A 21,087-nucleotide genomic window follows, 5' to 3' on the forward strand; every position below is an offset into this window, starting at 1 on the left:
ACTAAACTTAGGCTAAACGCAAGTTTAAACTTTATTAAAACTACGATGTCTGGCGACAAGCCGCAAATCTTGAAGATGCTCCCCGTAGCTTGCTTCGACCTAGAAGTACGCATCTAACCACCCAATATTCTGATTAGCATTAAAGACATACGATAACCCTTATGGTGTAAGCTCTCAGTAAAATGGATATGTCAGTAACGAAAAAAAAGACGCATCCATAACCTACCCTATGCTCACAACAGCTAACTTTCTTCAGTACACCCAATGGTCGGGTATAGCTACATTGGTATTCGCTGCCTTAACAGTTTTGGCTTTTATTCTCAAATGGGGCATCCGCTTTCGGCTGGTGGGTACGACTGGCTTTATGCTGGTGCTGACAGGTGGTTTATTTGCACTGTCGATAGTCCCCTTGAGTCGGGCTGTGATTCCAGGAGCGACGAAGTACACTCTAGTTTATGACAATGGCTCAACACAAGCGGTTATTACTACATCGCCCAAAATTACACCTACGCAATTAGAAGCAACTTTACGTCAAGCAGCTAGTAATCTATTTTCTTATGGTCGTTCAGGTACACGGGAAGACGACAAGTTGACAGTTCGCGCCCGCGTTATTATTCACCCAGAAACAGGGGTTTCTGTACCAGTTTACTTGGGTGAGGCCAAGCGATCGCTAGTTTCTCATCAAAATTCACCAGTCACAGTGGAAATTTACACAGACAAATTCGCCCAATTGCCAAAATCTAACGCTTAAGGGAATGGGGAATGGGAAAGAGGCAGGGGGCAGGGGGGACAAGGAGAATTGGGGATAAGGGGAAAGACTTGTTTCAAGTTCTCACCTCTTGTCCCCTTGTCCCCAAGTCCTCTTCCCAATTCCCAATCCCCAATCCAATGCTTGTTATCAGAATGACATAATTTCTTTTGTATTTACCGATACATTAATAGTTATTATTAGATTAAGATATTCACACTTTCGTGATTCTACTGTGGAAAAAGCTCGATCAGCGTGCGGGTAATGGATACTAACAGTTGTGATTTGTCAGTTGTTATTGTAATTGCCACTATTGACATTTTTACAATTTTTTGCAGCCAAAGGAAACGGTGTGGGAGCGGACATCGATCTGTAAACCCTAACGCATCTATCCATAGCTGAAATGACCATCGACAGACGATTCAGTTCTCAATCACTTTTCTTGAGAATCTGAGAGTGGTAATGTTAGTTAATCATACGGTTATTCAAAACTTTGATAGTTCGGAATTTCAGGCTAATGGACACAACAGATTCAAGCAACGTCGTTAAATGGCTTAACCAGTTAGCGATTAGATCGGTTAAAACCTAGTTGAGTCAGATGTAAGTTTTTAGCCATCTGGCAACAAGTATCTTTTGTTGCAAGTCTATTAGATTAAGAAATATCAAGTTTTTGGCAAACTAGATTATATGTCTAATCAACTTTCTACTCAACCTTCTTTGTCTACTCAAACCTCTAGTTCATTATTTACGCTCACAGTTGCCCCGGCAAAAGTCATCCGTGGTTCTGGGGTGTTGCAAGCAGCCGCAGCAGAGATTGCCTGTTTGGGAAGTCGTCCCTTAATTGTGGCAGGTGAATCGACTCTCGCCATCAGCCGAAAGAATTTGCAACCAGTTTTAGAAACGCAACAGTTACATCCTGTTCAAGCTTCTTATGGTGCAGATTGCTGCGAAGCTAGCCTGAAATCTTTACAGAAGAAGGCAAAAGAACATAAAGCTGATGTGATTATTGGTGTTGGTGGCGGCAAAGCCTTAGATACAGCAAAATTACTCGCGCAGCAGTTACAGTTACCAGTGGTGACAATTCCGACATCAGGGGCTACCTGTGCAGCTTGGAGTGCCTTGTCGAATGTTTATTCGGAAAATGGGGCGTTTCTCTACGATGTAGGACTGTCTCGTTGTCCCGATTTACTGATACTCGATTATGACTTGATTCAAACTGCACCACAACGAACTTTAGTAGCTGGAATTGGTGATGCGATCGCTAAGTGGTATGAAGCCTCTGTTAGCAGTGGGCATTTACAAGACACTTTAATTATTGCTGCGGTGCAACAAGCAAGAGTTTTGCGAGATATCCTCTTGCAAAAGTCAGCCGCCGCCTTGAAGGAACCAGGTAGTGAAGTTTGGCGAGAAGTCGTAGACGCAAGTGTTTTATTAGCTGGGGTAGTTGGAGGACTTGGAGGGGCGCAGTGTCGCACAGTTGCTGCCCATGCCGTGCATAATGGTTTAACTCATATTTCAGGACATGGCAGTATTCATGGCGAAAAAGTCGCTTTTGGAATTTTAGTGCAACTGCGTTTAGAAGAAATGCTACAAGGCAATCAACTAGCAGCATCAGCACGACAACAGTTGTTAAAGTTCTACACAGAAATTGGGCTACCCCAAAAATTAAGTGATTTGGGATTGGGCAATATTACATTAGGTGAGTTACAAACAGCCGCCGAAATTGCTCTAGTTCCTAATTCTGACATCCATCGACTACCATTTAAAGTCGCGCCAGAACAGTTGATGGCAGCAATGGTTTCCACCACTGCACCTATAGATAGTAAAGACATGAATCGAGTTTCGCCCAAGGGAATCAGTGACGAGGTTGAAGAATGAGTTTAAATTGGATTGTCCCAGCAGAACGCATACAAAAACTACCACCTTATGTATTTGCCCGTTTAGATGAACTAAAAGCGAAAGCACGGGAACAAGGGTTAGATTTAATTGATTTGGGTATGGGAAACCCCGACGGTGCAACACCAGCACCAGTTGTAGAAGCGGCGATCGCAGCCTTGAAAGATCCCGCCAATCACGGTTATCCGCCCTTTGAAGGGACTGCTAGTTTTCGTCGGGCGATCACTAATTGGTATCATCGCCGTTATGGTGTGGTTCTCGATCCCGATAGTGAAGCCTTGCCACTGCTGGGTTCTAAAGAAGGATTAACCCATTTAGCGATCGCCTACGTTAACCCTGGTGATTTAGTTCTGGTTCCTTCCCCAGCTTATCCCGCCCATTTTCGCGGCCCGGCGATCGCAGGCGGCAAAATCCACAGTTTGATTCTTAAACCAGAGAATGACTGGTTAATCGATTTAGCTGCCATTCCTGATGAGGTTGCCAGACAAGCTAAAATTCTCTATTTTAACTATCCCAGCAATCCCACTGCTGCCACAGCCCCCCGCGAATTCTTTGAAGAAATCGTCGCCTTTGCCCGCAAATATGAAATTTTGCTGGTGCATGATTTATGTTACGCCGAGTTAGCTTTTGATGGTTATCAACCCACTAGCTTGCTAGAAATTCCCGGCGCGAAAGATATTGGTGTAGAATTCCACACCTTATCTAAAACCTATAATATGGCTGGTTGGCGCGTTGGTTTTGTGGTGGGGAACCGCCATGTAATTCAAGGTTTGCGGACACTAAAAACTAACTTAGATTACGGTATTTTTTCCGCCTTGCAAAAAGCAGCCGAAACCGCCTTGCAATTGCCAGATGTCTATTTGCACGAAGTACAACAACGCTACCGTACCCGCCGTGATTTCCTCATTGATGGGTTAGGAGAGTTGGGTTGGGATATCCCCAGAACCAAGGCGACTATGTATCTTTGGGTGAAGTGTCCCGTTGGTATGGGTTCCACAGATTTTGCCTTGAACGTGTTGCAACAAACTGGCGTTGTTCTGACTCCAGGTAATGCTTTTGGGGTTGCGGGCGAAGGTTATGTCAGGATCAGTTTGATTGCCGACTGCGATCGCTTGGGTGAAGCTTTACATCGCTTCAAACAAGCCGGCATCCGCTATCAACCTGAAAGCGTAGTTTCTACATCAGGAGCGATCGCCGATCTCGTTAGTTGATTAAAGGAAGAATTTCCTCCGTAAATACCTCTCTCACATATTCCATTACAATAGGTGACTGGGTATAGCCACCAACCTCTGTCTCAATTAAAGAACGCCTAATCAAGCTTTCTACAGCATCAAACAGTTTTGCTTTAGATACAGTAGGCACAATTTTGGTGTGTAAATAACTAAATAGTAGTCAATTCTTGATTTATTTGTAGCCAGTACATTACCTGCTGTTCCAAAGCCGAAAGGCGATGGAATTGCTGCTCAATTCACCTTTGGTAGCCGTACCTTTGTTGCTATAATGCAACAGCATGGTTTAATCAGGCTACTGATGCCATCATTGAGGTGACAGGATTCACTGGAACTATTGAACTCAGTAATTTTACAATAGTGTGATTTGGTAATGGAGGGGGATAGAAGTATTAGATCCTCCATAGCCCTGCTTACAAAATAGGGGAATGAAACCCCCTTTTTAAGGAGAGTTGGGGGATCTACATTTTGGACAACTGCTGAGAAACCGCTTCAAAATGATTCAAAACATGATCGTGTTCATATCAACTCCCTATCATGATCACTTACCTATTGAAATTAACTTTGCGCTGACAACCAGGTTACTAAATCATCTAAATTAGAGAAATCTAACTGGGCATCCACCAACGTCTCCAACTGGGGAATCGATAAACTGGTAATTCTCTGCTCTAAATCAGGAGCAATTTCCCCAAAGCGTCGCCTGAGTAAGCGAAGTAGCAATGTCACCTCTCCTTCTTGTCTTCCCTCTTGCAACCCTTCTTGTCGCCATTCTTCTCGTTGCTTAAGATAAGCTGGTGATAAGTTCATAATCAACTCCCTATCCTCATCATTTACATTATCTTTCACCTCTATATTTTTGCGCCAAGAAGCTAAAATCTCTAGCAGTTGATCCCATTTAGAACTTCCTTCTGACAGTTGAACCAACTCTTCTACCGCCTGTTTTTGCGTCCTTCCCTTCCCTAACACCCTTAACCAAAGAGTATCTTCAACAACAGGTAACTGATTAATGGCTACGATCGCTCCTTTCAACAATTCTGGCAGAAAATAAACCCCCTCAACCCAATTCTCTGACTCTTGAATTTTCGCCTCAAATCCGTTCAGCATCCTAGAAGAACAAGAAGGAGTTAAGATCCATAAACATGGCAATTCTCCCTCTGACAAAGACCGTTTTTCTCGTTTTGCTTGTCGTAATAAATCTCCATGAACCGTATATAACTTTAATAAACAACTCCTAATTTCTACTTCACTGGGAGCATTACGGAACGGTTCAAATAGACAACTAGTAGCAGCCATTTTCGCCAATAAACCTAATTCTGATGTATTAGATGAGGACGTATTGGGGACAAACCAAACATCTATCTCACGAACTTCGCTTTTAACATCTTTGCTGGTTTCTACTTTACCTAAAGAGGTTAACAACTCCTCTAGATATTCCTTGGCAAATTGGTCATGGGGTTGTCGAGTCATGAGATTATGAATGTCAGCATTGTTAATTTTGCAGTAATTAGTATTTTTTCATATCCAGGAATAATATTTTAATGAATGCAAAGGTTTAGGGACTTCCGGTAAAAAAACATCCCATCCCTGCATTTGGGTAAGGGCGCAAGGCCTTGCACCCCTACCGCGTGGTCTATGCCTGGATTTCTCACAAGTGAGAAATGAGCGTGAGTGTGGGGGGTGTGGGGAGTGTGGGGAGTGTGGGGAGAAAGAGGAGGAATTGAATAACTGCACATCAATGAACGCTGCATTGCCTCCCACACCTCCCACACCTCCCACACTCCCCACCCGAACCACACAATACGTGAGAAATTCGGGTATGGTCTTGCGCCCCTACTGTGTGGTCTATTTACCTGAAAATAGCTGTAAGTTGAAAATTATCCTGATTAACAGACATAAGCAGTGTAATTACTAAATACAGAGTGTTCTAGAAGTTACAACACTAGTTGATTTAGTATAAACAATTTTATGTTGTCTGATTTAGATTTAGTTAGAGAGTTCGTATGCAACTCTATTCAGAAAAAAGATATTTTATTGGCAAATCGTTCCTTAACAGCACAAACAATTTATAATACTAACCGTCTGGCAACAAAGGCTGAAGGCATAATTGCCACTGCCCAACTAAATCCCACACAAACGGAATTCTTGATTTTGTCTAATTCATCCCATTGGGAATTACTGAATCAGGCTTTGCCAGAATATAATTATCTCCTTAAAGGAAACATAGATAGTCGTGGTTTCTATCACTATCAATACTGCCAAATTCCTAAAAATTATAGCTTGCAATGTACTAAATCTGTCCTTTTATGGCGAGCTTGGTGGAAATATCGTAAGAATACTTTACAACTAGGAATTCCATCGGGTCTTTTAATCCAGACAAGAGATTCATGGTATCCAATCCTAGATTTAACCATTAGTAAGGGACTGCTGTATGTAAAAACTTTAGGAAGTGAGATAGAAATTCATGCAGATGACCTAGTAATTTGGTTAAGCAAAATTGAAGCAAATTCTCAAAATTAGTTATCAAGGAAGGCAGGAGGCAGAGGGCAGGAGGCAGGAGGAAAACTGCCCGACGCTCGATGACTCGCTACCGCTTCGCTATCTGCCTCTTGCCGCGATCATAGGGGGCAAGGGTTTAATACCCCCTCCAAATTGAAAATTTGGTGGCTCTTTTTCAGGAGGGGTTTGAATCCTCAACTGAGGTAAAACCTTCTGCCTTCTGCCTCCTGCCTCCTGCCTCCTTCAATAATTAAAAACTTTACCCTTACCTACCCCTCATAAGTCAGCTACGACTATAAATTAGGTTTGCGATCGCTCGAACTAATTTAGCTGGCTCTACAGGTTTGGTGATATGCTGCCCAAATCCGGCGGCGATTGCCTGTTGGTAGTCAGCCTCACCAGCATAAGCTGTAAGAGCGATCGCTGGAATTGTCCCTCCTTGTTCTGGTGACATTGCTCTGATTTGACGCATCAGCATATAGCCGTCTATTTCTGGCATTCCAATGTCGCTTAACAGCAGATTTGGTTGGAACTGAGGCATAGTTTGTAATGCTTCCACAGCCGATGCTGTCTGATTTACCACCGCGCCAGATTGCTCCAAAATGAAAGCAATTAACTCTCGCGTATCACGCTCATCATCCACAAGTAGAACTTTTACCCCATTTAGATTGGGCAAATCATCAGGTTGTATACGAATCTGGTGGCTATCTGGGTGAATCTTAATCGTTGGTAGCATGACTGTAAAAGTTGCTCCCTGTTCTTCGCCTAAACTTTCTGCCTTAACTGTGCCTCCATGTAGCTCGACGATATGACGAACAATAGCTAATCCTAATCCCAATCCCCCGAATTTTCTGGTAGTTGCACCATCAGCTTGTCGGAAGTAGTCAAATACGAATGGTAAAAAATCTGGGCTAATTCCCTTACCTGTATCACTGACTCGAAGTTGAACCTGAGAACCAACAGACTGTAAACTAATTTCTACCTCTCCACCTTGCGGTGTAAACTTAATCGCATTGGAAAGTAAATTCCAGATAACTTGCTGCAATCGACCAGAATCACCAGTTACTAGGAATTTTGAATCGCACCTTTGGGATGCTGGAAGCGCAACTTGGATTTGGGAGTTAAAATCGATAGATTCTAAATTTCCGTGAGAATTTTCTAATCCAAAATCGTTTGCGTAGTGTTCCGCAGGAAAGTCTAAAATCGTAAATTGCAAATTGATAGATTTAGCTTGGGCGGCTAGACGTACAGTTTCTATTGCAGATGCGATCGCAGTTTCCAGATTTACAGGAGCAATATTCAAACTCAGTTTACCTTGTAAAATGCGAGAGACATCCAGCAAATCTTCAATTAATTGAGTCTGAAGCTTGGCATTACGCTCAATGGTTTCGAGAGCGCGAGTAGTGGTTGCTTCATCATACTTTTTAGTTTGCAGTAACTTTGACCATCCCAAAATCGGGTTTAGCGGCGTGCGAAGTTCGTGGGAAAGAACCGCCAAAAATTCATCTTTAATCCGGTTTGCTTGGATCAATTCTTCTTTGCGTCGCTGTAACGAAGTCATTAACTCGGCGCGTTCCAAAGCAACCGCTATCTGATCGGAAGTTGCTTGTAGTAGAGCAATCTCCCCAGAGGTAAAGTGGGTACGGGTGCGACTGGCAAAGGAGAGGACACCAAGCAGCTTTCCCTGAGCAATTAACGGTTGACCGGCGTATGCTGTGATTTCCAAAGACTTGAGGATGTGGGCATTTGGATGAGTAGAGTTCAGCACATTATTGACGACAATTTGACGGCGTTCTTGCGCTATTAGTCCGCACATCCCTTGATTAAATTCCAGGTATTCAATTGCTTGAAATACTTCATCAGTAATACCATTCCAAGCTACTAACCGAAGTTTCTGCTGATTTTCGTGTGTCTCAATTAGATAGTGGAAGTAAAAATGTAAATCCATTTGCGCCGAAAGTTTATTAAACAAACTGTTCATTAAATCCAACGGACGCTCGGTTGAAAGCAAATCACTGGTGGTTTCTGAGAGCAGTTTGAGCCTTTCACTGCGCTCTTGCAAAGCAAGTTCTGCAAGCTGGCGTTCACGAAGGATGCGTTCGCGTTCGGTGATGTCAACTGCAACCCCTCCTACTAGACGTTGCCCTGTCGCATTTGCAATGGGAAATTTATATACTAAAAATTCCCCTAGAGTGCCATCTGTGCGTGGGGCAGACTCGATGGTTTCAACAACCTGATTCGTTTGGGCAACTATTCGAATGTTATCAAGTAAGGGTTGAGCTATTTGGGCTGGATATAGGTCAAAAATGTTTTTATTAATCGCTTTTTTGGTTGCTACATCAAATATGGTCAGATAAGTTGGACTGAGGTAAAGTATACGCCCGTCTGCATTGGTAATCCATGCTGCGGCGGGAATATTGTCCATAAAAGCTTGAAATTGCTCTTGACTCTGACTCAGCGCTTTTTTAGCTTGCTTGAGGTCACTAATATCAAGAATAAATGCAACTGATTTCTGCCCAGATTCTCCTAAAAGAGAGTAGCCAACTACAACTGGGACAATAGAACCATCTTTGCGAATACATTCCTTCTCATAAGGTGTACAGGTTCCCTTTACTGTTGCCTCAGCAATAGCCAGTTCATCTAAATATTGATACTCAGGAGGCGTAATATCACTCCACTTTAGTCTACCTGCCTGAATATCTGCTTGGCTATAGCCCACAATTCTCAAGAACTCGTCGTTGGCTTCAGTGATACTACCATTCACATCACCAAAGATAATGCCAACTATATTTGCTTTGACAAAACTCCTGAGTCGTTCTTCACTTTCTTGGACTGCTTTCTCTGCTTGTTTGCGTAAGCGAAGCTCGTCGTAGACATCGCTAATATCTGTAGTGCTGCCAATAATGCGTACTGCTTTTCCATCAGCATCCCGTTGCACCACTATTCCTTGATCTAGTACATAGACGTACTGGTTATCTTGGTTGCGAATGCGATACTCAGCAGTATAGCGATCGCAATTTGCCAAAGCGATCGCCGACTCCTCTTGTACGCGCTGCAAATCCTCTGGATGCACAAGTTCTCGCCACCAATTACCTGTTGGTTCTGCAATATCGAGAGAATAGCCCAAAATTCGGGTTAACCCATCGGTTCTTTCAACGGTATCCTGTTCTACATTCCAGTCATAAATAAGACAGTTAACCGCCGATGCTGCTAACTGAAAACGTTCGTTAGCTAACCTCAGACGTTCTTCCTTCTCCCGCAAGATTTGTTCGGCTTGTTTGCGTTCGCTCAAATCAACAACAAAGCCAATGACAGTTTCTTCGTTGTCTTCTACCAGGACAGAACCGAGCAAAACGCAAACTCTTGTGCCATCTTTGCAGATATATTCCTTCTCAAAGGGTTTACAGACTCCGGTTGTTCTCAGTTCTTCCACTGAACGCTCACTCAATAGAAGATACTCAGGTGGGGTAATTTCACGCCAGTTCATTTGGTTAGCCGCCAAATCTTCTCGCGTATAGCCGACCATTTTTAGAAAAGCATCATTTGCTTCTATAATCGAACCGTTCTTAATATCAGTAACAATGACTCCAATGATGTTGGATTCTGCGAGGCGACTAAACCGCATTTCGCTATTTTGCAACAATTTCAGGCTTGTCTCAGCCTTACGTCTGGCAGTTCGCAACTCTGAAGATAGGGCGGTAATTAAGAAGGATACTAGTGAGAATGTGGTTAATTGTACTAAAACGTTTAGGCTGAGAAAATCGAACGAGTAGACTGGCTCCAGCAAAAAATACAGCGCAGTTGTAACAGATAATGCGATCGCTAATACTCCAAGTATCATGCCGCCGTACCAGGCGCTGACTGCCACAGCAGCATAAAATAATGTAAATACGCTCGGATCAAAAACTGGTAGCAATAATTGTGTAACCAGCAGCGCCGCTATGACTGCCAGAATCATCACGCCATAGGTTAGTAACCAAGAGCGGATTATCAAAAATTTTTCGGATACTTTCAGCATCATCTTAAGAGTCCTCCCGTTGCTCCGCTTTCAGGAGATACTCGTTCAGTAGTCTTTTGCCTGGTTCGCCCATCTTCTGTAACATTTCTTCAATCAGCTTTAGTGCCATCTGCGAAGGCACTGTAGATCCGTTCTCCCAGCGATTGACTGTTCGCAGGGAAACTCCTAACTTGGCTGCAAATTTTTCCTGAGAAAGATCCAGTTGCTGCCGAAGTTCACGGATTAAATCTGAAATTTTTAGTGGCTTTTTTAGTTCCATAATAGGAAGATTAGGACAAGTGTCTTGCCATCTGGCTCCAACTTGAGGAAGAATTTAAATAATCATTAGTTATTATCAATTTCATCTTTTGGCGAAACACCAATATCATTTATTAGTCTTAATTGCTTGTTATTCACTTATTTAACTCCTCTGCCACAGTTCTGATGAATACTCACTGTTCTAAGGTTGTGCGACCTAAGAAGCTAACTATAAAATAAATATTAAATTTTCTTGCTGTGTAATGTCGAAATAGTATAATTGCCAAGCAATTTGATGATTTTCAAGCATTACGCATTCCTGCAAATTTATGGAACGTTAAATTGCTATGCTTCATACACAACTTAGTTTTTTACATTATAAATATTCTCTTGAGCGCAATAAGAGAATAGAGAAACTAACCGCATTAGCACAACGTCTTACAGAGGAAAGATAGTTATAAAGGGTTTGTGCCTTATACCAATTTTTTATGAAGCTGCATAGAATTCGATCCCCCCTAGCCCCCCTTATTAAGCTACGGTGTACACACAAGTTTGCCCAGAGCGAGTTTCCACCCAAAAAAGGTGGATTCAAATTGCTCAAGACCGCGAACCAAAGTAGTAATACCGGGAGGTTTTTGAGACTTGTAACCAGACCAACCACCAAGCCGAGCAATAATCCAAGTAGCCCAAGGAAGAGAGGAAGGAAGATAGGGATTTTGTTGCAATTGAGTTTTCCCCTCTAAAGTTGGTGAAATGCTAGACAAGCAATGCTGTTGCTCGTGTGAAAAAGCAACAGTAGCAGGTAAATTAGGGTTATCCCGTCCCTGAATCAGTTGTAAAATTCGCACGGCGACTGACAAAGCTAATACAGTCAGTCGTTGAATGGCAGCAATCGATTCTAATTGGGTAGCTTCGAGATTTAAACCAGCAGTTTTGAGGGTGGCAAAAAGTTGTTCAATTCGCCATCGCCAGGTGTACCATCGAATCACCTGTAAAGCTTGTTCTAAACAAACAACTTGGTGGGTGGTGAGCAATCGCCAATGAATCGGTGCTTGACCTGGTGGTGGGTTGACCTCCACGGCTTCCACGGCATAAAGTGTCACACTCGGAGGATAATCTTGTCCATTCAATTTATCTGGACGTTGAATTTTCACCATTGCACGGCGAACAATTAATAATGCCTCTCTTGCGGTTCTACTAGTGCGTGCATCTGCTGGGACATCTACTGTGTAAGTCCCCTCGCTCGGCTGTTGGTTTAAGTATGTATAAAATGATGAGGTCTTTCCCACCAGGCGACGGTCAATGCGCGCTCTGACCAATACATGATTGTCTTGATTTGCGACTGTCACAAATTCCTCATACATATCACTTTCTCGGTCGCCGATATGGGTAATCATTTTGGCTTCACCAACATTGATGCACTGTTGAGTTTCATCAGCTGAACGCAGCCATTTGTATGATTCTTTCTCCTCTATTGGCAATTGGCTATAGTTTCGTTCATGTTTATCTTGATGGTTGATATCTCTAGTCCACAGTTTTACTGTACTTATCCCCAAGGGAAATCCATTTGCTGCATCTAATACTAGTGTGGGATGAATATAAAATCCTATATCCCTATTGTTTCCTACTACACCTAGACCCAAAGCTTCCAACCTGCCTACATGAGACTGCAAGTTAATTTCGCTGGTATCACTGATAGCTAATATATGCTTTCCTTCTACATGAGATACGCAGTGATCTGATAGGCTTCGCACTAATTCCCCTACTGTCACACTCTTATTCTCCAAAAACCGATAGTATCCTATTTGTTCGGCTCTATTTTTACTTATTTGTCGAATGCTGACTGATTGATGTTTTCCCAAAGCTTCGTACAATGCTGCCCCCTTTTTATCAGTCTTGGGTCTCCAAATGCTTTTCCCTCTACTGCTTGCGCGTGTATTCTGATTGGATTTTCCATCGCCTTTTACTCCCCACAACTCCTTCCCTTATTACTTTACTTGGACTTGTGTGTACACCGTAGCTTATTAAGGGGGGAACCAGAAAAACATCTATCAAAGTCCCCCTTTTTAAGGGGGATTTAGGGGGATCAAGATATGTGCAACTTCACATTAAATTGGTATTAGTTCCGTGAATTTTTGAAAAATTGGGATGCTCCCAACGTAATCACTGCTTGCTTATTTCAACAGGATAATTTTTCTAAAGCTCTTGTCAGTAGTGTTTGAGATGTCCTTAACCTGAGTCAGATACCAATGGCAAAACTATAAAGCTATAATGCACTTTTAATCAAATGTTTGCCTGAACTTTAACCGTTTTGATTAATCAACACTCCCAAAACCTCCTCGATACTCAACTGGAAAATGCACCAGGTGAAGGCTATATATTTAGCTGGTTTGATTGGTTTTGTCTTTGGTACCCTCCAGGCTGGCTAATTTTATTTAACCGCCATTGGCAGCACTATCATACCGATATAGACGGTTGGAATTGGCCCGAATATGGATTATTTTTAATTCCTGGCGGATTTTATCTAGCGATGCTGATTCGCTGGTTGCGTCTTGGTTTCCGTTCACCGCGAAAAGAACTTGGTGAATTTGATCCCAAATATCAACAAGCTTTTCGCAAAGAAGTTCTCGGCCCCATCGTCAAATACTATTTTCGGGGAGAATTAAAACAAGTCGAAAACTTGCCGCAAACAGGGCCATTGATTGTGGTAATGAATCACGCAGGGATGAGTTTTCCTTGGGACTTTTTGACTTTGGGTTATTTATTAAGTGAAGCTAGAGGATGGGTGGTACAACCCGTAGCAAGCCCAGCATTATTTGATCATCCTTGGGTTATTTGGTGGCTACCACCTAAATGGTCGCAGGTTTTGGGTGGTGTGCGAGCCGAATTAGATAATTTTGAGGCAGCTATGGCCCAAGATAAAATTATCTTATATGCACCAGAAGGTATCCGTGGCCCTCTGAAAGGTTGGAAAAGACGCTATCAACTAGAAAAATTTGATGTGAGTTTTGTTAAGTTGAGCGATCGCTATCATATTCCCATTCTCCCAGTAGTTTGCATCGGGAGTGAGTTTTTACATCCCTGGGCTGTTAATTTCCAGAAATTGCAACGACTAGTCAAATTACCATTCTTACCTGTATCGCCTTTGATGTTTGCCTTAATTCTGTTTCCTTCAATGGGAATTTGGGCAATGAGGACTCGCTTGCATTACTATATTCAGCCTTTAGAACCAGCAGAATTACACAATTCAAACAAAGGGCGGACAGAAGCTTATCAGCAAGCACAACAATTACGAGAAAAACTGCAATTTAAAATTAATTCAGAGACTATTGATCGAGTAAATATATCTTAAGTAGTGATTAGATGTAGGTTGGGTGGCAATACTTTTCGGTTAAACCCAATAATCTCTCTTTTGGTCTGGGGAAAGGGTAATGGGGAAAGGGAAATTCAAACCCTTTCCCTTTCCCCCTTAACCGAAAAGTATTGGGTTGGGTGGAGGCTTTGCATAACCCAACATTCTGATATATGTTGGGTTGCGCTCCGCTTCACCCAACCTACAATTTTTTTTGCAATATTTTAGCCTTCAGTTATTGAAATGAATTTAATACTATCAATGGATTTAAGTCAATCTTTTAAAAATAATTTACTTAATTATTAAATTGATTTTTCCATAATAAAATTTGTCAGCTTTTGCCCTCTCCGTTCCACCTCTTGCTGTTTCACAACAATAAAATTCTGGCTTTCAAAAAACGGTTTAGCTGTAATACTAGCTTCTGTAAATAACCTTTCAATTCCTAAAGCTTTTGCTTTGGATTCAAGCTGCTCTAAGATTTTTTTCCCAATCCCTTTTCTTTGAAAATCTTTATGACAGTAAAAACGGTCAATATGGCCATTAGCCTCTAATTCCCCAAAACCGATAATTTTACTATTCTCCTCTGCTACATAAGTAAACTTACTTGATAAACCTTTAATCCAAAGGTCGATATCCATATTTGCTGGTGCCCAAGCATCTACTTGTTCTTGTGTGTAATCATGAATATTCACTTCATGAATAGTGTCGTAGAACAACTTCATAATTTCTTCGGTATCAGATATTTGGTATATTCTTAATCTCATTTTTTCAAAAATCAAATATAAGTCCTATAAAAATATTATCAACGCTGGCAAATATTTTGCCCTTAGAGGATGTTTGGAAAGTTGAGCGTTGCTGAATTAAAAGATGATTCTTGTGAAGTGGGCATCCTGCCCGCCCGGAAATACAAGGGACGCTCATGTTGCCCATCCCACAAAATAGTAAAAATTCCTCAGATTAAATCTCGTATAAAAAATTTATAGTACAAATATACTAATTTGCTGCTAAAATGCCTTAAAAGTCAGCTAGCCTTACTTGAGGTAGTATGAAAAAAATCTTAGACACGGACAAAAAACCCATTTTGCTGAAAGTCTCGCTGTTGCAGCCTACACCTGTAACTACTGCAATAGTGCCACTGCAACCCCAACAGGAAAAAATCATCAGTGAACGGGAGCGTTTGATCACACAAGTAGAGCGCATCAATCAGATGGCGGGAGAGTTGGAAGCCGCGATATTGGAGTTGAAAGCGATCGCTAACACACTGAATAGTCAAAAACGTTACCCACTTTTGAAGAAGGAGCTAGGTAAACAAATTTGTCAGTATTTCGCAATTAGTGTCCCTTGGGTGAAACGAAAACCTGACGAATCATTTATTTTGACGACGCGAAAAGTTGATTTATTCCGAGCCGAAAGGGAAGCCGCACTGCTAGCACAGCAACTTCGTCAGCAAACCAAAAAAAGATTAGCATCGCAGCGACACAGAAAAAACAAGAATGGGGCGGAGACTGACACAAGACACTTGTGCAAAAAGGCATTAGTCAACAAATCTTAAAATTATCAACATTCAACGGCAGTTCACGCCTGGGGTTGTAACAGTTATGCTGATTGAAGTGGCAGAAGGAACTTCTTCGTTAAAATTGCTAAATACTACACTGCCATTGCTAATCGCCACCAACTATGGTTGCAATTAGGCAAAACTGCCCTAATATTTGCACTTCCGTAAACCAGAGTGCAACATCAGGGACAATCAATCAGCGCACAGAAGAGGTAAAAAGAAGGTGTTAAAGACACTTTTAGTAATTGCCGTTGGTTTTTTACCGTCCCTGATTTCTCTGTGGGCGATCCGCAAAACCCATGCGCGATCGCGCCTACGGATGAGGCAAGCAGCCATGAATTTTTCAGTAGTGCAGGGACGGCAAAACCTTAGACCGGTTGACAGCGATCGCTATTATTTAGAAGGGGTAGGTTATTTAATTGGCGATATCAGCTGCAAATTTAATGCCCGCTCTGGTTATATGCGTTGTGCTGTCAATCCCGATGGCCCATGTAACGGTTGCCGTCACTACGAACCCAAAGGATTACCTGGTAGCGAAAAAGGGGTTTAAAAGTGCTTACTTAGGATTCAACTAAACTGATGGGGAATGATAAAATCATTACTAATTATAATAATTTGTATTTAGCAGCACTTTGAATATTTGTCTTTGCATGGTGAAATAAGAATGATTTAATAGAATTCGTGCAAAAGTATAAATCTGCGTCATTTTGTTTGTAGATTATGAACATTACTGTGAGCTTTTGCCGAATATCTAATAACTACATGATTATTTAACGATGAACAACGCGATCGCTCAGACAACAGCATTATTATCAACTTGCGCTTTGCTACTAACAGGCTGTGGTGGTGGCGGTGGCTCTGTGACAAATACTCCAAATAGTAATCCAAATAACACTACTAACACTGCCCAGACAACGACTACATCGGGGGCGATTCCTATCGGTATTGCCTTAGCACAAACCAGCAACGTAGCATTACTCGGTCAAGAGGGATTTGTGGGAGCCAGAATTGCCGAGAAGTATTTCAATAGTAAAGGTGGTATTAATGGCACTCCGATTAAATTAATAGCCCAAGATACCAGCGGTGATGAAGCTGGAGCAATTAACGCTTTTCAAACTTTAATTAACAAGGATAAAGTTGTCGGTATCGTTGGCCCTACTTTGTCACAACAAGCTTTTAGTGCTGACCCCATTGCCGAACGTGCGAAAGTTCCAGTTATTGGAGCATCAAATACCGCAAACGGAATTCCCGAAATTGGTGATTATGTAGCTCGTGTATCTGCCCCCGTTTCTATAGTTGCCCCTAATTCCGTGAAAGCTGCACTCAAGCAGAATCCTCAAATTAAAAAAGTGGCAGTTTTTTACGCCCAAAATGACGCATTTAATAAATCAGAAACGGAGATTTTTCAAAAAGCAGTTAAAGAACAAGGACTAGAATTAGTAACAGTTCAAAAGTTTCAAACTACTGATACAGACTTTCAAGCCCAAGCTACCAATGCCATTAACTTAAAACCAGATTTGGTAATTATTTCGGGGCTAGCTGCTGATGGTGGTAACTTAGTGCGGCAACTGCGGGAGTTGGGTTATAAAGGCATAATTATTGGTGGTAATGGTCTAAATACACCCAATGTTTTATCAGTTTGTAAAGCCCTTTGCGATGGTGTGTTGATTGCTCAAGCTTACAGTCCTGAATATCCTGGTGAGATTAATAAGGTATTTCGCCAAGCCTATATTGAGCAATATAAGAAAGAACCAGCCCAATTTACCGGTCAAGCTTTTGCGGCGGTGCAGGTGTATGTTGAAGCTCTTAAGGAGTTGGATAAAAAAACCAAAATCAGCACGTTACCTCTTGATAAACTGCGGACAGAATTGAACAAGCAAATACTAGCTGGAAAGTATAATACACCTTTAGGTGAGATTGCTTTTACACCAGTAGGGGATGTGATTCAAAAAGAATTTTATGTCGCCAAAATTAAGATGGATAAAGATGGGAATACCGGAAAATTTGTATTTATAAAATAGTTGCAACATGGATATCACTCTATTTCTGCAACAATTTTTGAACGGATTATCTATTGGTAGTATCTATGCAATTTTTGCATTGGGATATACCTTAGTTTATTCAATTTTGGGCATCATAAATTTAGCTCATGGCGCGATTTTTACCTTGGGTGCATATTTCACTTATGCCCTCATGGGTGGTAACTTTGGATTTAATGGCTTGCTAGCTAATGCAGCCTTGCCAATAAAATTGCCATTTGCTATAGCCTTAATTTTAGGAAGTACCTTAGCGGGATTGATTGGGGTAGTGATGGAACGGGTTGCTTTTCAACCTTTGCGCCGTCAAGGATCTGATCCCTTATTAACTGTTGTTTCCAGCTTGGGTGTAGCAGTGGTAATTGTGAACTTAATCCAGTATTTGGTAGGTGCAGAAAGTTACACATACCCCGCCGATACTTATGGGAATTTGCCACCTGCGATTAACTTTGGTAGTCCAGATAATCCAATTCCTATTCGCAGCGTTCAGATAATAATTTTTGTTGTATCTGTTGCGATTGTGGCAATTATTACCTACTTTATAAATCGAACTAAGTATGGTAAAGCAATGCAGGCGATCGCAGAAGATCCGACTACAGCTAGTTTGTTAGGCATTAATAGCGATCGCTTTATCATCCTCACATTCTTCATCAGCAGTTTCTTAGCAGGATTAGCAGGAACCTTAGTCGCCTCTAGTGTTAGTATTGCCGGCCCATATTTCGGCATCGCTTTTGGGTTGCGGGGTTTAGCGGTAATTGTCTTAGGTGGTTTAGGTAGTATTCCCGGCGCAGTTTTAGGAGGATTACTCATTGGATTAGTTGAAGCTTTTGTGCCGGCAGAATATTCCGGTTACAAAGAAGCTGTAGCCTACGGAATATTATTTATCATGTTGTTAGTTAGACCCCAAGGCTTGCTAGGTCGTCGGTTTATTCAAAAAGTTTAAAGAGACGTAGCGTGATGAAAACATACACCAAACAAAAATTAACTTTCGATCAATTTTTGGAAGAATGTCCAGAAGAAGGTTTATATGAACTTGTGGATGGGGAAATTGTAGAAGTGCGTGCAACGAGAAATCATGATGATATCGCTGATTTTATATTGTTGAGTTTCAATGATGAAATTAAACATCTAAACCTGAATTACGTAGTAAAAAACACAGCAGTTTTAAAAACCATAACTGCCAATGGAATAGAACAAGGACGCAAGCCTGATGTCAGTGTGATAGATAAAGATGTATGGCGCTCAAATCGTTCTGCTTATTCTGCACTTGAAGAACCCATCCAGCTAGCTATCGAGGTAACATCAACTAATTGGGAAGATGACTACATTGATAAATTAGATGAATATCAACGCATAGGTATTACAGAATATTGGATTGTAGATTATTTGGCAATTGGTTATAGAGAGTATTTGGAAAATCCCAAAGTTCCGACTGTATTTGTTTTTTTATTAGATGCTGAGGGTAAATATCAACGCACAGATTTTAGAGGTTCCGAACGAATTGTGTCACGAACTTTTCCTGAACTGGCGTTAACAGCAGAGCAAATATTAACAGCTTGAAGAAGAATACAGAATACAGAATACAGAATTAATTAGTTAGCTATAAGCGATACCCTGTGACTAGCAAGCTACAGACTCGACATGAATTGTAGATTATAAAATTGAAAATTTAGTGGTGACTGAAACCCTTTTACTCCTGAATTCTGGCTTCTGACTCCTGACTCCTTAATCAAAATATTTTACAATGGCTGAATTTTTCTCTACTTATGAATCACCAATAGTCTACATGGTATTGGAGGCTTTATTAGGATTATCGCTTTATTTACCACTGATGGCTGGACAATTATCTTTGGCTAGTCCTGGATTTTATGCTTTAGGTGGATATATTGCAGCGATTTTATCTACAAAAGTTTTTCCATCTAGTAATAATTTATTTCCCATTCCATTACTTTTATTAGAAATGTTGATTGCTGGTCTAATCTCCGGTATATTAGCTGTAATAGTGGGAATCCCGGCATTAAGGTTACGGGGAATTTATTTAGCGATCGCAACTATTGCTTTTGTAGAAGTTTTACGAGTTGTATCCTTAAATTTAGATATTACAGGCGGCGCTGTAGGAATTTTTGGTATTCCTCAACCATTCCAAAGCCAAATTGAATATTTGTGGATTGCTGTACCATTCTTGTTAGTTAGTATGGTATTATTTTACCGTTTAGAACGTATTCGTACAGGTAGGGCATTCATTGCTATCCGTGAAGATGAATTAGCTGCCAGTGCAATGGGAATTAACCCCACTTATTACAAAGTTTTAGCCTTTACTCTCGGAGCAATTCTTGCCGGAATGGTAGGTGTCATCAGCGCTCATTTTCTCAATACCTGGAATGCTCGACAAGGTACTTTTGATGCTAGTATCACTTATTTGACGATTGTGTTGATTGGTGGCTCTAGAACTTTTTTAGGTTCGGTTGTCGGTGCTATTGTCTTGAAAGTTTTATTAGAAATTGTTTTACGAAGAATCGCCGATATAGCAGGATTACCTAATTGGTTATCCCAGTTTTTAAGAGATGGTAGATTAATTATCTATGGTATATTAATAGTTTTAGGAACTATATTTTTCCCCCAAGGGTTTGTAACTCCAGATATTTTAAAAAAGTGTAAAAACCTATTAATAAAATCAATTTCAAAGACATCCAAGCAGACAAGATAACAAATAACCAATGAAAAATGACAAGTGACAAATGACAAATAACATTGTTTTAGAAGCCAAATCACTAACTCGCCGTTTTGGGGGTTTAGTGGCGGTGAATAATGTATCTTTTACAGTCAATCAACATGAGATTTTTGGATTAATTGGCCCTAACGGCGCTGGGAAAACAACACTGTTTAATTTGATTACAGCTTTTATTCCCCTTTCTAGTGGAGAGTTGCGCTATCAAGGTGCTAATATTTCTCAATTACGTCCCCATCAAATTGCCGGTTTAGGTATTGCTCGGACTTTTCAAAATATTCGCTTATTTGGTGAATTGTCAGCGCTAGAAAATGTAATAATTGCCCGACATTTAGATAATAAAAGCAATCTATTAACAGGAGTTTTGGGATTACCACCAGCGCGTCGGGAAGAGAAAAAAAGCAGGCGAAAAGCTTTACAATTATTAGAAATGGTGGGATTGAGCGATCGCGCTGACGAAAAAGCCAAAAACTTCGCTTATGGGGATCAGCGTCGCTTAGAAATTGCCCGCGCTTTAGCCTTAGAACCGCAAATCTTACTCCTCGACGAACCTGCGGCGGGGATGAATCCCAACGAAAAGCAGCAACTGAGTGAATTTATCCGTAGTCTGCGAGAACAGTTTAATTTGACAATTGTCCTGATTGAACACCATGTACCCTTAGTTATGGGTTTGTGCGATCGCATTGCCGTGTTAGATTTTGGGCAGTTGATTGCCTTGGGTGAACCAGCTGTAGTTAGAAACGATCCGGCTGTAATTGAAGCTTATTTAGGAAATGAATGATAACTAACCAA

At 41.3% G+C, this 21,087-nt stretch carries 18 protein-coding genes and 1 pseudogene; 13 read left to right on the forward strand and 6 right to left on the reverse strand.

Going from position 1 to position 21,087, the window contains the following annotated elements; genetic code table 11:
• The first annotated feature begins 229 nt into the window (after positions 1–229).
• The 3 genes from GJB62_RS07705 (at position 230) to GJB62_RS07715 (ending at position 3,855) form a co-directional block, all read left to right on the forward strand.
• Positions 230–751 (forward strand): Ycf51 family protein, encoded by a 522-nt coding sequence (locus GJB62_RS07705; RefSeq protein ID WP_114082367.1) that lies wholly within the window; start codon positions 230–232, stop codon positions 749–751.
• 684 nt (positions 752–1,435) lie between these two features.
• Positions 1,436–2,626 carry an iron-containing alcohol dehydrogenase family protein gene (locus tag GJB62_RS07710; RefSeq protein WP_012411383.1) on the forward strand — a complete coding sequence of 397 codons (1,191 nt, stop codon included), beginning with the start codon at positions 1,436–1,438 and terminating at the stop codon, positions 2,624–2,626.
• Positions 2,623–3,855, forward strand: a complete 1,233-nt coding sequence (locus GJB62_RS07715; RefSeq protein WP_114082366.1) for an aspartate aminotransferase — start codon at positions 2,623–2,625, stop codon at positions 3,853–3,855. Before GJB62_RS07710 ends, GJB62_RS07715 begins: the two co-directional genes overlap by 4 nt.
• On the opposite strand, the gene GJB62_RS07720 is transcribed toward GJB62_RS07715, so the two are convergent.
• Complete coding sequence (locus tag GJB62_RS07720; protein ID WP_159402474.1) at positions 3,848–4,006, reverse strand: hypothetical protein; 159 nt, start codon at positions 4,004–4,006, stop codon at positions 3,848–3,850. The two genes, GJB62_RS07715 and GJB62_RS07720, sit on opposite strands and share 8 nt — an antisense overlap.
• A gap of 170 nt (positions 4,007–4,176) precedes the next feature.
• Between GJB62_RS07720 and GJB62_RS37980 the strand changes: the two are divergent.
• Positions 4,177–4,239, forward strand: a pseudogene (locus tag GJB62_RS37980) (hypothetical protein); the annotation flags it as partial.
• A 192-nt stretch (positions 4,240–4,431) separates the two neighbouring features.
• On the opposite strand, the gene GJB62_RS07725 reads toward GJB62_RS37980, so the two are convergent.
• On the reverse strand, positions 4,432–5,340 hold the full coding sequence (locus tag GJB62_RS07725; protein WP_114082365.1) for a DUF4351 domain-containing protein: 909 nt from the start codon (positions 5,338–5,340) through the stop codon (positions 4,432–4,434).
• Positions 5,341–5,838: 498 nt separating this feature from the next.
• On the opposite strand from GJB62_RS07725, the gene GJB62_RS07730 reads away from it, so the two are divergent.
• On the forward strand, positions 5,839–6,390 hold the full coding sequence (locus GJB62_RS07730; RefSeq protein WP_114082364.1) for a hypothetical protein: 552 nt from the start codon (positions 5,839–5,841) through the stop codon (positions 6,388–6,390).
• A 262-nt stretch (positions 6,391–6,652) separates the two neighbouring features.
• Here the strand turns inward: GJB62_RS07730 and GJB62_RS07735 are convergent, their stop codons facing one another.
• The 3 genes from GJB62_RS07735 to GJB62_RS07745 all read right to left on the reverse strand — a co-directional run bounded on the left by GJB62_RS07735 (position 6,653) and on the right by GJB62_RS07745 (position 12,486).
• On the reverse strand, positions 6,653–10,390 hold the full coding sequence (locus GJB62_RS07735; protein WP_114082363.1) for a PAS domain S-box protein: 3,738 nt from the start codon (positions 10,388–10,390) through the stop codon (positions 6,653–6,655).
• A 1-nt stretch (position 10,391) separates the two neighbouring features.
• Positions 10,392–10,646, reverse strand: a complete 255-nt coding sequence (locus GJB62_RS07740; RefSeq protein ID WP_114082362.1) for a helix-turn-helix domain-containing protein — start codon at positions 10,644–10,646, stop codon at positions 10,392–10,394.
• A 511-nt stretch (positions 10,647–11,157) separates the two neighbouring features.
• Positions 11,158–12,486, reverse strand: a complete 1,329-nt coding sequence (locus GJB62_RS07745) for an IS4 family transposase (RefSeq protein ID WP_114081517.1) — start codon at positions 12,484–12,486, stop codon at positions 11,158–11,160.
• A 449-nt stretch (positions 12,487–12,935) separates the two neighbouring features.
• Here GJB62_RS07745 and GJB62_RS07750 point away from each other — a divergent pair, with 449 nt between their 5' ends.
• The gene (locus GJB62_RS07750) at positions 12,936–13,976 is read left to right on the forward strand and encodes a lysophospholipid acyltransferase family protein (RefSeq protein WP_114082610.1); all 1,041 of its coding nucleotides are present in this window, start codon (positions 12,936–12,938) and stop codon (positions 13,974–13,976) included.
• A 302-nt stretch (positions 13,977–14,278) separates the two neighbouring features.
• Here GJB62_RS07750 and GJB62_RS07755 read toward each other — a convergent pair whose 3' ends face one another.
• Positions 14,279–14,740: a GNAT family N-acetyltransferase gene (locus GJB62_RS07755; protein WP_114082609.1), complete on the reverse strand. Its 462-nt coding sequence runs from the start codon at positions 14,738–14,740 to the stop codon at positions 14,279–14,281.
• Positions 14,741–15,021: 281 nt separating this feature from the next.
• Between GJB62_RS07755 and GJB62_RS07760 the strand changes: the two genes are divergently transcribed.
• From GJB62_RS07760 to GJB62_RS07790, 7 genes are all read left to right on the forward strand, one after another.
• A complete protein-coding gene (locus tag GJB62_RS07760; protein WP_114082608.1) occupies positions 15,022–15,528 on the forward strand; it encodes a hypothetical protein in 507 nt (168 codons plus the stop codon).
• A gap of 226 nt (positions 15,529–15,754) precedes the next feature.
• Positions 15,755–16,081, forward strand: a complete 327-nt coding sequence (locus tag GJB62_RS07765; RefSeq protein ID WP_114082607.1) for a DUF6464 family protein — start codon at positions 15,755–15,757, stop codon at positions 16,079–16,081.
• Between the two features lie 226 nt (positions 16,082–16,307).
• The gene (locus tag GJB62_RS07770) at positions 16,308–17,552 is read left to right on the forward strand and encodes an ABC transporter substrate-binding protein (protein WP_114082606.1); all 1,245 of its coding nucleotides are present in this window, start codon (positions 16,308–16,310) and stop codon (positions 17,550–17,552) included.
• Positions 17,553–17,559: 7 nt separating this feature from the next.
• Positions 17,560–18,510 carry a branched-chain amino acid ABC transporter permease gene (locus tag GJB62_RS07775; RefSeq protein ID WP_114082605.1) on the forward strand — a complete coding sequence of 317 codons (951 nt, stop codon included), beginning with the start codon at positions 17,560–17,562 and terminating at the stop codon, positions 18,508–18,510.
• 14 nt (positions 18,511–18,524) lie between these two features.
• Positions 18,525–19,127, forward strand: coding sequence for a Uma2 family endonuclease (locus GJB62_RS07780; protein WP_114082604.1), 603 nt, complete (start codon positions 18,525–18,527; stop codon positions 19,125–19,127).
• Between the two features lie 184 nt (positions 19,128–19,311).
• Entirely contained in the window at positions 19,312–20,274 is a 963-nt protein-coding gene (locus GJB62_RS07785) for a branched-chain amino acid ABC transporter permease (protein ID WP_114082603.1), read from the forward strand.
• Between the two features lie 31 nt (positions 20,275–20,305).
• On the forward strand, positions 20,306–21,076 hold the full coding sequence (locus tag GJB62_RS07790) for an ABC transporter ATP-binding protein (RefSeq protein WP_114082602.1): 771 nt from the start codon (positions 20,306–20,308) through the stop codon (positions 21,074–21,076).
• The last annotated feature ends 11 nt before the right edge of the window (positions 21,077–21,087 follow it).

The organism is Nostoc sp. ATCC 53789 (assembly GCF_009873495.1).
Classification (GTDB): Bacteria; Cyanobacteriota; Cyanobacteriia; order Cyanobacteriales; family Nostocaceae; genus Nostoc; species Nostoc muscorum_A.

Bases quoted from the DNA above. Each gene is read 5' to 3' on its own strand.
- GJB62_RS07705 (WP_114082367.1), top strand. From the start codon at position 230: ATGCTCACAACAGCTAACTTTCTTCAGTACACCCAATGGTCGGGTATA.
- GJB62_RS07710 (WP_012411383.1), top strand. From the start codon at position 1,436: ATGTCTAATCAACTTTCTACTCAACCTTCTTTGTCTACTCAAACCTCT.
- GJB62_RS07715 (WP_114082366.1), top strand. From the start codon at position 2,623: ATGAGTTTAAATTGGATTGTCCCAGCAGAACGCATACAAAAACTACCA.
- GJB62_RS07725 (WP_114082365.1), bottom strand. From the start codon at position 5,340: ATGACTCGACAACCCCATGACCAATTTGCCAAGGAATATCTAGAGGAG.
- GJB62_RS07730 (WP_114082364.1), top strand. From the start codon at position 5,839: ATGTTGTCTGATTTAGATTTAGTTAGAGAGTTCGTATGCAACTCTATT.
- GJB62_RS07735 (WP_114082363.1), bottom strand. From the start codon at position 10,390: ATGATGCTGAAAGTATCCGAAAAATTTTTGATAATCCGCTCTTGGTTA.
- GJB62_RS07740 (WP_114082362.1), bottom strand. From the start codon at position 10,646: ATGGAACTAAAAAAGCCACTAAAAATTTCAGATTTAATCCGTGAACTT.
- GJB62_RS07755 (WP_114082609.1), bottom strand. From the start codon at position 14,740: ATGAGATTAAGAATATACCAAATATCTGATACCGAAGAAATTATGAAG.
- GJB62_RS07760 (WP_114082608.1), top strand. From the start codon at position 15,022: ATGAAAAAAATCTTAGACACGGACAAAAAACCCATTTTGCTGAAAGTC.
- GJB62_RS07770 (WP_114082606.1), top strand. From the start codon at position 16,308: ATGAACAACGCGATCGCTCAGACAACAGCATTATTATCAACTTGCGCT.
- GJB62_RS07775 (WP_114082605.1), top strand. From the start codon at position 17,560: ATGGATATCACTCTATTTCTGCAACAATTTTTGAACGGATTATCTATT.
- GJB62_RS07780 (WP_114082604.1), top strand. From the start codon at position 18,525: ATGAAAACATACACCAAACAAAAATTAACTTTCGATCAATTTTTGGAA.
- GJB62_RS07785 (WP_114082603.1), top strand. From the start codon at position 19,312: ATGGCTGAATTTTTCTCTACTTATGAATCACCAATAGTCTACATGGTA.
- GJB62_RS07790 (WP_114082602.1), top strand. From the start codon at position 20,306: ATGACAAATAACATTGTTTTAGAAGCCAAATCACTAACTCGCCGTTTT.